Origin of the sequence: Chryseobacterium sp. JK1 (genome assembly GCF_050632815.1) — a bacterium.
In the GTDB taxonomy this organism is placed as follows: domain Bacteria; phylum Bacteroidota; class Bacteroidia; order Flavobacteriales; family Weeksellaceae; genus Chryseobacterium.
Genome location: NZ_JBODRU010000001.1, coordinates 1450431 through 1464738 on the forward strand (window position 1 = coordinate 1450431; position 14308 = coordinate 1464738).

The 14308-nt window shown below is 35.3% G+C and carries 15 protein-coding genes; 8 read left to right on the forward strand and 7 right to left on the reverse strand.

Annotated features, from left to right (window positions below; all coding sequences use genetic code 11):
* Positions 1 to 86: 86 nt before the first annotated feature.
* The 7 genes from hisC (at position 87) to ACQ76T_RS06505 (ending at position 5997) form a co-directional block, all read left to right on the forward strand.
* Entirely contained in the window at positions 87 to 1118 is a 1032-nt protein-coding gene (gene hisC / locus ACQ76T_RS06475; RefSeq protein ID WP_431342505.1) for a histidinol-phosphate transaminase, read from the forward strand.
* Complete coding sequence (gene hisB / locus ACQ76T_RS06480; RefSeq protein WP_431342506.1) at positions 1115 to 2209, forward strand: bifunctional histidinol-phosphatase/imidazoleglycerol-phosphate dehydratase HisB; 1095 nt, start codon at positions 1115 to 1117, stop codon at positions 2207 to 2209. Before hisC ends, hisB begins: the two co-directional genes overlap by 4 nt.
* A 2-nt stretch (positions 2210 to 2211) precedes the next feature.
* On the forward strand, positions 2212 to 2793 hold the full coding sequence (gene hisH, locus ACQ76T_RS06485) for an imidazole glycerol phosphate synthase subunit HisH (RefSeq protein ID WP_431342507.1): 582 nt from the start codon (positions 2212 to 2214) through the stop codon (positions 2791 to 2793).
* A complete protein-coding gene (gene hisA / locus ACQ76T_RS06490) occupies positions 2793 to 3515 on the forward strand; it encodes a 1-(5-phosphoribosyl)-5-[(5-phosphoribosylamino)methylideneamino]imidazole-4-carboxamide isomerase (RefSeq protein WP_431343724.1) in 723 nt (240 codons plus the stop codon). The genes hisH and hisA overlap by 1 nt, the downstream gene beginning before the upstream one ends.
* Positions 3508 to 4260, forward strand: a complete 753-nt coding sequence (gene hisF / locus ACQ76T_RS06495) for an imidazole glycerol phosphate synthase subunit HisF (protein WP_431342508.1) — start codon at positions 3508 to 3510, stop codon at positions 4258 to 4260. The genes hisA and hisF overlap by 8 nt, the downstream gene beginning before the upstream one ends.
* Positions 4257 to 4844 (forward strand): bifunctional phosphoribosyl-AMP cyclohydrolase/phosphoribosyl-ATP diphosphatase HisIE, encoded by a 588-nt coding sequence (hisIE, locus tag ACQ76T_RS06500; protein ID WP_431342509.1) that lies wholly within the window; start codon positions 4257 to 4259, stop codon positions 4842 to 4844. Before hisF ends, hisIE begins: the two co-directional genes overlap by 4 nt.
* Before the next feature lie 121 nt (positions 4845 to 4965).
* Positions 4966 to 5997 carry an RNA ligase family protein gene (locus tag ACQ76T_RS06505; RefSeq protein ID WP_431342510.1) on the forward strand — a complete coding sequence of 344 codons (1032 nt, stop codon included), beginning with the start codon at positions 4966 to 4968 and terminating at the stop codon, positions 5995 to 5997.
* 154 nt (positions 5998 to 6151) lie between these two features.
* Here the strand turns inward: ACQ76T_RS06505 and ACQ76T_RS06510 are convergent, their stop codons facing one another.
* From ACQ76T_RS06510 to ACQ76T_RS06540, 7 genes are all read right to left on the reverse strand, one after another.
* Positions 6152 to 7330, reverse strand: a complete 1179-nt coding sequence (locus ACQ76T_RS06510) for a M28 family peptidase (RefSeq protein WP_431342511.1) — start codon at positions 7328 to 7330, stop codon at positions 6152 to 6154.
* A gap of 183 nt (positions 7331 to 7513) precedes the next feature.
* Positions 7514 to 8692 carry a M28 family peptidase gene (locus ACQ76T_RS06515; RefSeq protein WP_431342512.1) on the reverse strand — a complete coding sequence of 393 codons (1179 nt, stop codon included), beginning with the start codon at positions 8690 to 8692 and terminating at the stop codon, positions 7514 to 7516.
* Positions 8693 to 8753: 61 nt separating this feature from the next.
* Complete coding sequence (locus ACQ76T_RS06520) at positions 8754 to 9932, reverse strand: M28 family peptidase (protein ID WP_431342513.1); 1179 nt, start codon at positions 9930 to 9932, stop codon at positions 8754 to 8756.
* A 253-nt stretch (positions 9933 to 10185) separates the two neighbouring features.
* The gene (gene rplT / locus ACQ76T_RS06525) at positions 10186 to 10530 is read right to left on the reverse strand and encodes a 50S ribosomal protein L20 (protein WP_034694451.1); all 345 of its coding nucleotides are present in this window, start codon (positions 10528 to 10530) and stop codon (positions 10186 to 10188) included.
* Between the two features lie 122 nt (positions 10531 to 10652).
* Complete coding sequence (gene rpmI / locus ACQ76T_RS06530; protein WP_034694453.1) at positions 10653 to 10850, reverse strand: 50S ribosomal protein L35; 198 nt, start codon at positions 10848 to 10850, stop codon at positions 10653 to 10655.
* A 129-nt stretch (positions 10851 to 10979) separates the two neighbouring features.
* Positions 10980 to 11561, reverse strand: coding sequence for a hypothetical protein (locus tag ACQ76T_RS06535; RefSeq protein ID WP_431342514.1), 582 nt, complete (start codon positions 11559 to 11561; stop codon positions 10980 to 10982).
* 189 nt (positions 11562 to 11750) lie between these two features.
* On the reverse strand, positions 11751 to 12572 hold the full coding sequence (locus tag ACQ76T_RS06540) for an alpha/beta fold hydrolase (RefSeq protein ID WP_431342515.1): 822 nt from the start codon (positions 12570 to 12572) through the stop codon (positions 11751 to 11753).
* Positions 12573 to 12817: 245 nt separating this feature from the next.
* On the opposite strand from ACQ76T_RS06540, the gene ACQ76T_RS06545 reads away from it, so the two are divergent.
* Positions 12818 to 14299: a hypothetical protein gene (locus tag ACQ76T_RS06545; RefSeq protein WP_431342516.1), complete on the forward strand. Its 1482-nt coding sequence runs from the start codon at positions 12818 to 12820 to the stop codon at positions 14297 to 14299.
* Positions 14300 to 14308 lie beyond the last annotated feature (9 nt).

The window sequence follows — 14308 nt, forward strand, 5'->3', positions numbered from 1 at the left end:
ATTTTCTTGCGTCTTGAAAAATAAAAAGGAATTAAAAAGCTTTGCGCCCTTGCGTTTACCCAAAAAATATTAAGACAATCAATACAATGAAAAATAACAGTATAAAGACTTTAGTAAGAGAAAATATTTTAAAATTACAACCTTATATCAGCTTCAGGGATCATAATGAGTTTAGCGCACCGGTACTTCTGGATGCGAATGAAAGTCCATTCGGGGAATGTAATCGTTACCCGGATTCTACACAGAAAAAGTTGAAGAACCGTTTGGCTGAGCTTAAAAAACTATCATCCGGCCAGATCGCAGTAGGAAACGGAAGTGACGAATTGATTGATCTGATCATCAAAATCTTCTGTGAACCTAAAAAAGATTCTATTCTGATGATGAATCCTTCCTTTGCCATGTACGGGTTCTATGCTACCATCAACGAAAACAGAGTTTTAAAGCTTGATCTGGATGAAAATTTCAATATTATAAAAGAAGATTTTCTCAAAACTGTAAATCAAGAAGACATAAAGGTATTCTTTCTCTGCTCGCCCAACAATCCTACCGGAAACAGTGTGGAAGATGTTGAGTTCTTTCTTCAGAATTTTAACGGAATTGTAGTAGTAGATGAAGCTTATATTGAGTTTTCAGGAAATAAATCAAGCATTGAGCTTCTTGATCAATATCCCAATCTGATTGTTCTTCAGACTTTTTCAAAAGCATGGGGAATTGCAGGAGCCAGAGTAGGAATGGCGTATGCTTCAGAAGAAATTATCACTTTAATCAACACGGTAAAAGCTCCTTATAATGTGAATGTCCTGAGTCAGGAGCTGATTTTAAAAACACTTGACGATGAAAGTATTCTTTCTGAAAATGTTAATATGATTTTGAAGGAAGTAAGCTGGTTGCGGGATCAGTTTGAAAATATAGACTGTATTGAAAAAGTATTTCCAACGGATGCCAATTTCTTTCTGATCAAAATGAAGAATATTGATCAGGTATATGGAAAAATGCTGGAAAAAGAAATTCTTACGAGCAGAAGAGATCCTGCCATCCCGGGTTGTATAAGAATTAACGTAGGAAACAGACAGGAAAATGAAATATTGATTGATCTTTTAAAAAATATTCAGTCATGAAAAAAGTACTCTTTATAGACAGGGATGGAACATTAATTATTGAACCTCCTGTCGATTTTCAGGTCGATTCCTTAGAGAAACTTGAGTTTTACCCGGGAATATTTCAGAATCTTGCCAAAATTGCCAATGAACTGGATTATGAATTGGTAATGGTGACCAACCAGGATGGCTTGGGAACGGAAAGTTTTCCTTTTGAAGATTTTAGCCAACCTCACGAAAAAATGCTGAAAGCTTTCGAAAATGAAGGAATTATTTTTAGTGATATTCTTATAGATAAAAGTTTCGAACATGAAAATCTACCGACTAGAAAGCCCGGAATAGGAATGCTAAGCAAATACATCTATGGTTCTTATGATTTGGAAAATTCATACGTAATCGGAGATCGAATCACAGATATCCAATTGGCTGAAAATTTGGGAACTCAATCTATTTTTATCAATCAGAATGATAATGATAAGGCAGAGCTCACAACGACTTCCTGGGCAGAAATTTATCAGTTTCTAAAAAAAGGAATGAGAAAAGCCAAAGTGTCCAGAAAAACGAATGAAACTCAAATAGAGGTTGAAGTAAATCTCGATGGTCAGGGTAGATCGGAAATTTCCACAGGACTTCATTTCTTTGATCATATGCTGGATCAGATTGCGAGACACGGCAATATGGACCTTACCATTACAGTAAACGGAGATCTTGAAGTAGATGAACACCACACGATTGAAGACACCGGAATTGTTCTTGGAGAAGCCATTGTTAAAGCATTGGGAAAGAAGAAAGGTATTGAAAGATATGGTTTTTTGCTTCCAATGGATGATTGTCTGGCTCAGGTGGGTATAGATTTTGGCGGCAGACCGTGGCTGGTTTGGGACGCTCCTTTTAAAAGAGAAAAAATTGGAGATGTTCCTACAGAAATGTTTTTTCACTTCTTCAAATCTTTTACAGATTCTTCCAGGTCCAATCTCAACATCAAAGCAGAAGGAGATAACGAACACCACAAAATAGAATCTATCTTCAAAGCATTTGCAAAGGCTGTGAAAATGGCGGTAAACCAATCAGATACCAATTATAATTTGCCTTCCACAAAAGGAAGTTTATAACAATGATCGCAATAATAAAATATAACGGTGGAAACGTAAGTTCCGTTCAGAATGCCCTCAACAGATTAAAAGTTGATTCGATAGTGACAGATGATCCAGAACTTATTATAAAAGCTGATAAAGTGATCTTTCCGGGAGTTGGGGAAGCTTCTTCAACAATGAAACTTCTGAAAGAAAAAGGACTGGATCTGCTGATTCCACAGCTAAAACAGCCCGTATTGGGAATATGTCTTGGAATGCAGCTGATGTGCAAGGAAAATGAAGAAGGCAATACCGAAGGACTTGGAATTTTTGATATCAGAGTCAAAAAATTTCCTTCCGTAGACATTGTGCCTCATATGGGTTGGAATACGATTTCTGAACAGAATTCCCTTTTATTTTCAGAGATCGAAAATAAGAGCGATGTATACTTTGTTCACAGTTACTATTGTGAGTTATCCGACTATACAACGTCGGTTTGTGATTACATTTTGCCGTTCAGTTCTTCTTTGCAGAAAGATAACTTCTATGCGGTACAGTTTCACCCGGAAAAGTCAGGAGATATAGGAAGTACAATCATTAATAACTTTATCAATTTGTCATGATGAAAATTATACCAGCCATTGATATTATCGACGGAAAATGTGTCCGTCTGTCAAAGGGAGATTACAATACCAAGAAAGTGTATAACGAAGATCCGGTGGAAGTTGCTAAGGAATTTGAAAGTTTTGGAATTCAATTTCTACACCTGGTTGACCTTGATGGCGCCAAATCAAAACACATCGTCAATCAGAAAGTACTGGAAAATATAGCCCGCTCAACTTCTTTGCATATTGATTTTGGAGGCGGATTAAAAACACAGGAAGATATAGAAACTGCTTTTAATTCCGGGGCAAAACAGATTACATTAGGAAGTATCGCAGTTCAGAACCCGGAATTTTGCTACAATGCCATCCAAAAGTATGGGGTGGAAAAGATTATTTTGGGGGCAGATTTTGATAACAGAAAAATAAAAACCTCAGGCTGGCAGGAAGAAAGCGATAAGGATATTATTGATTTTATTCTTCAATACCAGAAAAAAGGCATTCAAAACGTTATATGTACTGATATTTCAAAAGATGGAATGCTAGAAGGCCCGTCAACAGGTTTATATATTGAAATTTTATACAAAACGGCGATTCAGCTTACAGCAAGTGGTGGAATTTCAGGTATCAAAGACGTGTATAAAATGAAAGATATCGGATGTTCCGGCACCATCATAGGGAAAGCTATTTATGAAGGGAAAATAAGCCTTCAACAACTTCAAAATTTTATTGAAAATGCTTAAAAAAAGAATTATTCCATGTCTTGATATCAAAGATGGAAATACTGTAAAGGGAATCAATTTTGAAAATCTTAAAAATGCAGGCGATCCTATAGAACTGGCTAAAAAGTATGAACAGGATGGTGCAGACGAATTGGTTTTTCTGGATATTACGGCTACCATTGAGAACCGAAAAACATTTGTAGAGCTGGTAAAAGAGATTGCAAAAGAACTCAGTATTCCATTTACAGTGGGAGGAGGAATTTCTTCGGTAGAAGATGTGAGGAAGCTTCTGGAAGCGGGGGCAGACAAAATCAGTATCAATTCTTCAGCAGTGAAAAATCCTCAACTCATTTCTGATCTGGCCAACGAATTTGGAAGTCAGTGTGTAGTGGTGGCTATCGATACAAAACAGGTGGGAGATTCAAATCTTGTTCATATCAAAGGCGGTAGACAGGCAACAGATCTCAAAACTGTAGAATGGGCAAAACAGGTCGTCTCTCTTGGTGCTGGAGAAATTCTCTTAACTTCGATGGATGGCGACGGAACGAAAAAGGGTTTTGACTTGCGCATTACAAAGCTAGTCTCAGAAAATGTCACTATTCCTGTTATTGCCTCTGGGGGAGCGGGTTGTGCGGACGATTTTGTGAATGTTTTTTTGGAAACGAAAGCCACAGGAGCTTTGGCAGCCAGCATTTTCCACTTTAATGAAGTAAGCATTCAAGAATTGAAAGAAGAATTAAAAAATCAAAAAATAGAGATCCGATGAAAATTAATTTTAATAAAGATAAAGGGCTTGTTCCTGTGATTATTCAGGATGACAGAACATTGCAGGTTCTCATGCTGGGGTATATGAACGAAGAAGCCTTTGAAAAAACAGAAAAAGAAGGAATTGTTACATTTTTCAGCCGTTCCAAGAACAGATTGTGGACAAAAGGAGAAGAATCCGGCAATTTTTTAACAGTAAAAAGCATTGATATAGATTGTGATCAGGATACTATTTTGATCAAAGTGATTCCCAGGAATATAGTTTGTCATACAGGAAGCTTCAGTTGCTTTGGAGAAAAGAAATCTAAAGGTTTTTTGTATGAACTGGAAGAGAAAATATCCCAAAGAATTGATCAGAAAACAGAGGGATCCTATACATATTCATTATTCCAGCGGGGCATTAATAAAATTGCTCAAAAAGTAGGAGAGGAAGCGGTGGAACTGGTAATTGAAGCGAAAGATAATAACGAAGATCTCTTTAAAAATGAAGCCGCTGATCTTCTTTATCACTTCCTTATTTTATTGAAAACGAAAGGATTCTCATTGGAAGAAATTGAGCAGATTCTTCAGGATAGGAATAAATAAAATTGTTGAATTTTTCAAAATAGTTTATATCGGAAAGCATTTTGTCACCCAACATGATGTTAATGATATTATCTATCTTTGTCCTCTTATATTAAAAACTAATACAAAAATAACCATTCTCATGAGTGAATTTTCCGGATATGAAAAGATGCCTGATTCCTTAAAAAAAACAGGACTTAATGAAAAAGATTTATCTAATATGGATAAATTAAAATGGGTGGCCACAGAAAAAATTCATGGAGCTAATTTTAGCTTCTCATATGAGGAAGGTCACCTAAGATACTCCAAAAGAAGAGATTATCTGTCCTGGAATGATGATTTCTTTGGTTTTCAGCTTGTTGTAAGCAAGCTGGAAGATGCTGTCCTTCGATTGTTTGAGCATGTAAGCAATACGGTCGCAGGAAATCAATATATTCTTTATGGAGAACTTTTTGGTGGAAAATATCCTCATTCCGAGGTTGAAATAACAAATAAAAATCTACAGGCTATTCAGACAGGGGTTTATTATGCTCCCGATATTCATTTTTGTGCCTTCGATATTGCTGTGGTGGACGAGGCTGGAAATAAGTCTTATCTTGATTATGAGACTGTGATATCATATGCTGAACAATTTGGTGTTCCGTATGTAAAACCCTTATTTATAGGTAAATTTAATGAAGCTGTTAATTTCAACATCAGAATTAATTCTCCAATTCCAAAAGAATTGGGACTTCCCGAGCTGGAACATAATCTGATAGAAGGAATTGTAGTAAAGCTTTATCAGAAAGACCACTTTTTGTTTTCAAAACGTCCTATTATTAAAATTAAAAATCCGGAGTTTGAAGAAGAAGAAAAATTTCATCAGGCTGAAAAATGGTCATTTGTACCCAATATTTCTTCTAAATCTGAAGATCTGTCTTTTATCACTTCCGAAATAAAAACATATGTGTCACCCAACAGATTAGAGAGTGTGATTTCAAAAGTCGGAGCTCTTGATTTTAATAATCCTCAGCGTATTCTGGAAATTCAGAAAGAGTTTTTGCAGGATGTGCTTACAGATTTCAATGAAAATAACAGCGACCTTCTTACAGAATTGAAACAGGAAGATATGAAGTGGATCATAGAAAGAATTCAATCCGATATTCAAAAAGTATTGGTTGCAGCTCAATCATGATTTTGGTACAATTATATATTTTATTTAACTTTAATTAATACATGTATATTGTTGTTTTATAATGCTTTGATTTTATTTGTATAAATAATACTTTAACAATAAAAAACAGAGCAATTTTGCTCTGTTTCTTCGTTTTTTATCTTTTGGAAAACACTTATCTTGCAATCAAAATATGCTTTGTGACAGTTTGCTCACCTACTTTTAAAACCCCAATATAGACTCCATTTTCTAATGCAGATACATTGATCTTTGTTTCGTTGTTTGTCTTTAGCATAGATCTTCCTGATGAATTGGTTATTTCAAAGCTGAAGCTGGATCCTTTGAGGTCGAGAAGATCAATATTCAAAATACTGCTCGCAGGGTTGGGGTAAATTTTTACCGTTTCCAGAGATTCTTGTTGTGCTGTTTTTGCGGCGAAAGAAGTGGAAGTAGAGGCAACAGCGAAATGTTGTAAAGCACCTACAGTAGCCTTTCCAATATTATAAACATAAACAGGATCTACGTTAGCAAAAGTATCTTTAGCAGTATGAGGGTAGCTGCTTCTTATTCTTTCAAAAAAACCGGTAATCACTTCACCTTTCTGTTCAAAAGGAATATAATCGGTAGATTCTGCTGGATCTACAGCCGTCTGAAGAGGAGAGTACAGCGCAGTGCAGTTTCTAAGTTGTTGAGTAATGGCAGCAGAGGCCGCATTGTTGCTGGAAACTCCACCCTGATCTTCATCACAGTAAACGGTATTGTTGTTATTACCTTTTACCCCGCCAACCTGGTCAAGATTGAATACCAATTTAATATCTAGTTTTCGTACGCTTCCCTGATACACTACATTGTTTACATAATGAGTACTTCCTCTCAGGCCCTGCTCTTCACCAGAAAAATGGATGAATTTGATAGAGTATTCTGTAGGAATGTTCTTCAGTATTCTGGCAGCTTCCAAAATAATAGAAGTTCCACTGCCATTATCATTAACTCCTGGACCAACAATGGTATCAAAATGTCCGCAAATAATCACGTATTTATTAGGATAAACAGTTCCGGTTTTAGTGATGATAAGATTTTTAGAGCTTGTACTTCCATAGGTAAACGGATTTTCCTCAATCTGGCTGGCGGTATATCCATAAGACAGATATTTGTTTTTGATCCAGTTTAAGGTATTGGCATTGGCCTGGGAACCGGTAGTTTTTACTCCTAGATTGCCAAACTCCTGCAAATTGGCAGTAATATTGGCTTGGGTAACCATATCTGCCCTGTTTTTATAAGCCTGAATGAAAGATTGGGCTCCAATGGTTGGCATAGCCATAGCAGCACATAGTAATGTGGTGATTTTTTTCATATTATTTATTTTGTTTTGGTAACGCGAATGTAATAAATAAATCACAATAAAGTGTTTAATATAATAAGAAATGCATAGTAAATTATATATATTATTGATTAGTAGCTGTAAATAAAAAACCTTTGAAAATAAATTCAAAGGTTTGTATGGTAAGCTTAGCTGTTTATGAATCACAGATGGAGATTATCTTTCAATAAGAACTTTCCTTACTACAGTCTGGTCTCCTGATTTTAGAGTACCGATATAAGCACCGTTCTCTAAGCCTGAAACATTAATTTTGGTTTCATTTTTAGTTGTAAAAATAGATCTTCCTGCAAAATCTGTAATTTCAAAACTGAAATTTTTTATATGGGAATCCGGAAGTTGAAGATTAATGATATCTTTTACTGGGTTAGGGTAGATCCTTAAACTTTCCAAAGAGTTTTTGACAGTTGTTTCCTGAGTTGCAAGCGCGCTTGTGGTAGCCACTGCAAAATGTTGCAATGCTCCTACAGAAGCTTTTCCAATATTATAAATATATACAGGATCTGTATTGGCAAAGGTATCATTAGCGGTGTGAGGATAGCTGCTTCTTATTCTTTCAAAAAAACCGGTAATTACTTCGCCTTTCTGTTCAAAAGGGATATAATCGGTATCTTCTGCAGGGTCTACAGCAGTTTGAAGAGGAGAGTAAAGTGCGGTACAGTTTCTTAACTCCTGAGTAACAGTAGCGGAAGCTGCATTATTGGAAGTAAGACCTCCCAAATCCTGATCACAGTATACCGTATTGTTGTTGTTCCCCATAACGCCACCTACCTGATCAAGGTTAAAAACCAGCTTGATATCAAGAACGCGGTTACTACCTTGGTACACCACATTGTTTACATAATGGGTGCTCCCCACAAGTCCCTGTTCTTCTCCTGAGAAATGAATAAATTTAATAGAATATTCCGTAGGAATGTCTTTGAGAATTCTTGCAGCCTCCAGGATAATAGAGGTGCCACTTCCATTATCATTCACGCCTGTTCCGGTGATGCTGTCAAAATGCCCGCAGATAATAACATATTTGTTGGGATATACGGTTCCGGTTTTTGTAATGATAAGATTCTTAGAGGTAGCACTGCCATATGGAAACTGATCTTCCTGCATTTGGCTTGCAGAATATCCATAGGAGAGGTATTTATTTTTAAGCCAGGTTAATGCGTTGGCATTAGCTTGAGAGCCTGTAGTTTTAACCCCTAAACTGGCAAACTCCTGTAGATTGGTTATAATATTGGTTTGAGTAACCATATTAGCTCTGTCCTGATAAGCCTGAATAAAACTCTGAGCACTGATGCTCTGGTAGGTTACTGCAGCTAATAAAAAAGTAGCGATTTTTCTCATATGTAGACAATGACTTGCAGATTGAAAAAAATAGATTCAGATCAGCAGGTCATATTTTGCATTATTTATTGATGATTATCTTTTTTGTGGTGTTTCCTTTCTCCGTTTTTATAGTAACGGTATACACTCCATTTTTAAGGCCGGAAGTATTTATTTTTTGTTGATTTTCTGACTGTAAAAACATATTTCCCGCCATATCGGTGATTTCAACTTTAAACTGATTGACTTTTTGTGAAAATTCAATATTTACAGTATCTTTTGCCGGATTGGGATAAATTCTAACGTTTTCTGATGGTTTTTGTGGAGTTTCTTTTGTCCCTAATAGATTATTAACTGTAGAAGCTACGGCAAAATGCTGTAATGCTCCTACGGTAGCTTTTCCTACATTAAGCACATATACAGGGTCAAGATTTGCAAAAGTATCATTTACTGTATGTTCATTTTCACTTCTTAGATATTCATAAAATCCTGTAATGGTATATCCTTTTGCTTCAAACGGCATATAATCTGAGCTGTAAGCATAAGAAAGATTGGTCTGAAGAGGAGAGTAAAAGGTCGTACAGTTCATCAGTTCCTGTGTAGCGGTATTGGATGCCGCATTATTGGAGGATACACCTCCTGTATCTCTTTCGCATGTAATCGTATTATTGTTATTTCCTATAAGACCACCTACCTGATCGATATTTAAAACCACTTTAATATCTAATTTTTGTACACCTGCTTCATAGGCAACATTGTTTACATAATGAGTACTTCCCACAAGCCCCTGTTCTTCTCCGGAAAAATGAATGAATTTAATAGAATATTCAGTTGGGATATCTTTTAGAATTCTTGCTGCTTCCAGAATAATAGAGGTTCCGCTTCCGTTATCACTTACGCCTGGTCCTACAATGGTATCATAATGCCCGCAGACAATAACGTATTTGTTGGGATATAATGTTCCTGTTTTGGTAATGATTAAATTCTTTGAATTAGCACTTCCGTAGGTGAAAGTATCTTCAGTAATTGTATTGGCTGCATATCCATAAGACAAATATTTGCTTTTTATCCAATCTGAAGCATTACTGTTTGCTGTTGTTCCAGTCTTTTTTACTCCGAAACCCGCAAAATCCTGAAGGTTGTTTGTAATATTGGTTTGGGTAACCATATCAGCTCTATCTTTATAAGTTTGAATAAAGCTCTGTGCAGCAATGCTTTGCACGGTAATGGAAGTCAGCAGTAACGCTGCAGTTCTTTTCATTTATTTTAATCTTTAGAGATTGCTAATATAATAATAAATCACTATTTTTTATTATTAATTAAGGTACTTAATTCTGTATTGCTTAGGGTTTCAATAATAATCCTTCGCATTACAAGGGTTATTGTTATAATCGCCTGAAGCTCACAGAATAAAAGGCAGTATATTGTATACTCTCAAAAACTCAAAATAATAACCATAAAAAAATCCCGGGAAAACCCGGGACTTATATTGATAACAAAAATAGTATTCTACATTATTTTACTTGATCTACAACAGCTTTGAAAGCTTCAGGGTGATTCATTGCTAAATCTGCTAAAACTTTTCTGTTAAGCTCGATGTTGTTCTTTTTAAGAGCTCCCATAAATTGAGAGTAAGACATTCCGTGCTCTCTAGTTCCCGCGTTGATACGAGTGATCCAAAGTGCTCTGAAGTTTCTCTTTTTCTCTTTTCTACCACGGTAAGCATATTGCATTGCTTTTTCTACCGCGTTTTTAGCTACAGTCCAAACGTTCTTTCTTCTTCCGAAGAAACCTTTAGCTTGCTTAAAAATTTTCTTTCTGCGAGCTCTTGAAGCTACTGCATTTACTGATCTTGGCATAATTTAAATTGTTTTTTTGAAATGTGCGGCAATCTGTTTCATTGCACTTAGCTGCACCATTTCAGGGTTAAAATTTTGAATTTGTTTTGAATTCTTATAAACCGAATATAGATTTATAAAAACTACTTAATTGCTAATTGACGTTGAACGCTTTTCTCATCCACTTTAGCTACGTAAGAAGTGCTGGTAAGATTTCTCTTCTGCTTAGTTTCTTTCTTAGTTAAGATGTGGCTTTTGTAAGCGTTTTTTCTTTTGATCTTACCTGTTCCAGTAAGAGCAAAACGTTTCTTAGCACCTGATTTCGTTTTTAATTTTGGCATTGTTTTGCTTTTTTATTGTTTTTGTTATCAATATCTGTATTGGCTACTCCTAAGGACATTAGGAATAATAGTGTGCAAAGATACAAAAAAAATCAATTCAAATTTTTATAATCTGCAATTTTATTGCATTTACAAATGAACCGTAGTATCTTCAAAATCTACCTGGAATACATCATTAAGATTTTGATTATTCCCTCCCAAAACAAATTTAATTCTATATCCTGAGTAACCTAGTATATTTGTTTTTGAAAATAACTGGAGCTTCATATGAGGATCATTCACAAAAAAGTTAACTGTTTTATTGGTATTCCAGAGAGGAATTCCATTGTTATAAATCACCATATTTCCGTCATTTTGTGCAATAAGCTGTGTAGAACCACCTGCAGGTTTGTAACTGTTAGATTTCCATAGTACAAAAATGGAACTTCCTGAATATTTGTATAATACCAGATTATTATCATACTGCATAACGAGCTGGTATTTTATACCGTGGTCCTCTAAAGTAATCGCCTCTCCGGCATTTAATACAGAAGTATGAAATTCTTCCTTGATTAATTTTACAGTTGTAGTACCAATATTAATACGCGAAGCATCGGCTCCGTTTACTGCAACTGTTTTTTCAGCTGACATTACATTATCGCGAGTCTCATCCTGAGCGCAAGATGCCAATAGCATCGAAAGACTTAAAAAAGTCATTAATTTCAATTTCATAGATTATTTTTTGACGAGGCAAATATAGAGTTTTGCTGCAATAATTCACTTATTGTAGAAATTTAAATTTCGTTAAAGTGTTTACTATAGCAGTTTTACAATTTTATTTAATACACTTTTTAGTGTTTAAAAATAAAAAAGGTGCAACTGAATTCAATTGCACCTTTTTAAATATAATAGGATAATTAATTATGATTGAAAAAACTCTAAAAGATCTCTGTTGATGGTTTCTGCTTCCGTTGTTGGCATCCCATGAGGAAAACCTGGATAAGAAATCAATTTTCCATTTTTAAGAAGAGTAGCAGCTACTTTCCCTGTTGTTTCAAAAGGAACAATCTGATCATCTTCACCATGCATTACCAATACAGGAACATCTACATTTTTAAGGTCCTCTGTGAAATCCGTTTCAGAAAAAGCCTTTACACAATCATAATGCGCTTTGATAGAGCCGCTCATCCCTTGTCTCCACCAGTTTCTCTGAATTCCTTCAGAAACCTTAGCACCTTCTCTGTTATAACCATAAAACGGGAAGGTAATGTCAATGAAAAACTGTTGTCTGTGTTTTGCCGTATTGTTTCGGATATCATCAAAAACTGAGATAGGAACTCCATTCGGGTTATTTTCATTCTGAACCATAATAGGAGTTACAGCACTTACCAAAACAGCTTTAGCTACTTTTCCGTTGCCGTGCTTGGCTACATATCTGATAACTTCTCCGCCACCGGTAGAATGTCCAACATGGATTACATCTTTTAAATCCAAAGCCTCTACAATTTCCGCAACATCTGAGGCATAAGTATCCATATCATGTCCATAAGGAGTTTGTTCGGATCTTCCATGACCTCTTCTGTCGTGTGCAATAACTCTGTATCCTTGTTCAAGAAAGAAGAACATTTGTGCGTCCCAATCATCACTGGATAATGGCCATCCGTGGTGGAAGAAAATAGCAGGACCTTTTCCCCAATCTTTGTAATAGATCTCTGTTCCGTCTTTTAGTCTAAGTGTGCTCATTGTATTTATTTTTATTAATTGATTGTGTATTTGGATTTTTATATTCACAAATTTAGATGGAATATCTTCTTAGTATCTTGATGTAAGATAATAATTGATTGAAACATATAAATAGTAAATAAATATTATTAACGTTAATTTAACAGCTCATTCAGAGAGAGGAACGCCTTATGATAAAAATATAGCTGATAATCGGGATTGTTTCATTCTTCACTTCTTTCTAATATTGATTTATATTTCGAAGTATGAAAACAGTAATATTGAGAAGCCTATTTACGCTGACTTCTTTCATAGCCTGTACACAGGAAAAAAAAGATAATTCAACATCAATTCCTTCAAACAGGAGAACGATAAACTGCATTCCGTTTCTAACCCAACAGAATGACTTTATATATGTAGATAAAATAACTCTAAAGCCCATTATTGGTCAGAAATTCAAAGGCGCATCATTATTTACCCCTACAGGTTTTGCCATTGTGGGAAATGAAAAAGGTGAATCTGCCATCATAGACGAAAAAGGAAAAATAGTGTTGGATTTTTCCGCTGATGAGATCAATATAGATGTTATTAATGGTCTTACATTTTATAAAAGAGAAATTGAATATGAAAAGAAAATGCCCGCCTGGAAATGGGACTGGAATATTTTAGGAAGCGGTATTAAAAAAGAACAGACCTATCACAAAGTTGAGATCGGTGTTGTAGAAACCAAACAAATTCTACTTAATGAGGACGTTCCTTATTTGGAGGATAGCTATTATCTGAATTTTGTTTCTGTAGATGAAAATCATGTTTTTTGGAACGGTAACCTTTACGAAATCAAAAAAGGACGTTTGTATAAGACAAATGATAATATTACAGAATTATTAGAAAACAAACGCTTTATCAAATCTTCAGATAAAACGTTCTCTATATACGAACTCAACCAAAAAAAGGCAGTTCACAGCACATTAAAAGGAACACAAACACTTTCCATCCTTTGGGGAAAAGAAACAATAACATTGAAAGAAGTGAACAAAGAACGGTATGAGCCAGAAGTTCCCAAACTTTTAGCAGAAAATAACACAAACACTATATATGCTTTTCCGCAATATGAAAAGGTATTTCCCAAAGAAATTACAAAGGCAACAGCTGAACAGATTGATTTTATTAAAAAAACGTCTTTGGTATATTCAATAACCAATTCGCCTTACTTTTTATTGGGAGTTTTTAATTACGACGAGGATGTATGGGCTTACAGCTGGCTTTATCTTGATACGAAGGGAAACGTCGCAGATTCTATTGGAAACTATGATTTTAAGGTATTGGATCAGGTGGGAAATTTGGTTTGGCCGGACAGAAAAATGATTTTACCCGATCAGTTTGTGGGCAAAAGCTGGAAATTCGGAAAAATAAATTGGTACCAGGAAATGAATGATTTATACCTGATAAGGATTGAAAACGAAAAACAACAGAGAACGATGGGTGTATGGAACCGGAATGCAAAAAAGTGGGAAATACAGCCTGAATACCATGATACTTCTGTTTTGGATACGGAAAAACAGATCTATGCTCTCCAGAAAGAAGAAAATGGGTTGTATCTGCTTTATGATCAGAAGAATAAGAGAAATATTGGATCAAAAGGGTATAAATCCATTGGCTCAGATGGATTGGTGACCGTTACAACAGATTCCGGGAAAAGTATCTATTACTATATCGATATCTACTCGGGAAAAGAATATAAAGAATGATCGTATAAA

What these genes read in the sequence shown, in the direction of transcription:
- hisC (WP_431342505.1), top strand. Translation starts at nt 87, where the DNA reads ATGAAAAATAACAGTATAAAGACTTTAGTAAGAGAAAATATTTTAAAA.
- hisB (WP_431342506.1), top strand. Translation starts at nt 1,115, where the DNA reads ATGAAAAAAGTACTCTTTATAGACAGGGATGGAACATTAATTATTGAA.
- hisH (WP_431342507.1), top strand. Translation starts at nt 2,212, where the DNA reads ATGATCGCAATAATAAAATATAACGGTGGAAACGTAAGTTCCGTTCAG.
- hisA (WP_431343724.1), top strand. Translation starts at nt 2,793, where the DNA reads ATGAAAATTATACCAGCCATTGATATTATCGACGGAAAATGTGTCCGT.
- hisF (WP_431342508.1), top strand. Translation starts at nt 3,508, where the DNA reads ATGCTTAAAAAAAGAATTATTCCATGTCTTGATATCAAAGATGGAAAT.
- hisIE (WP_431342509.1), top strand. Translation starts at nt 4,257, where the DNA reads ATGAAAATTAATTTTAATAAAGATAAAGGGCTTGTTCCTGTGATTATT.
- ACQ76T_RS06505 (WP_431342510.1), top strand. Translation starts at nt 4,966, where the DNA reads ATGAGTGAATTTTCCGGATATGAAAAGATGCCTGATTCCTTAAAAAAA.
- ACQ76T_RS06510 (WP_431342511.1), bottom strand. Translation starts at nt 7,330, where the DNA reads ATGAAAAAAATCACCACATTACTATGTGCTGCTATGGCTATGCCAACC.
- ACQ76T_RS06515 (WP_431342512.1), bottom strand. Translation starts at nt 8,692, where the DNA reads ATGAGAAAAATCGCTACTTTTTTATTAGCTGCAGTAACCTACCAGAGC.
- ACQ76T_RS06520 (WP_431342513.1), bottom strand. Translation starts at nt 9,932, where the DNA reads ATGAAAAGAACTGCAGCGTTACTGCTGACTTCCATTACCGTGCAAAGC.
- rplT (WP_034694451.1), bottom strand. Translation starts at nt 10,530, where the DNA reads ATGCCAAGATCAGTAAATGCAGTAGCTTCAAGAGCTCGCAGAAAGAAA.
- rpmI (WP_034694453.1), bottom strand. Translation starts at nt 10,850, where the DNA reads ATGCCAAAATTAAAAACGAAATCAGGTGCTAAGAAACGTTTTGCTCTT.
- ACQ76T_RS06535 (WP_431342514.1), bottom strand. Translation starts at nt 11,561, where the DNA reads ATGAAATTGAAATTAATGACTTTTTTAAGTCTTTCGATGCTATTGGCA.
- ACQ76T_RS06540 (WP_431342515.1), bottom strand. Translation starts at nt 12,572, where the DNA reads ATGAGCACACTTAGACTAAAAGACGGAACAGAGATCTATTACAAAGAT.
- ACQ76T_RS06545 (WP_431342516.1), top strand. Translation starts at nt 12,818, where the DNA reads ATGAAAACAGTAATATTGAGAAGCCTATTTACGCTGACTTCTTTCATA.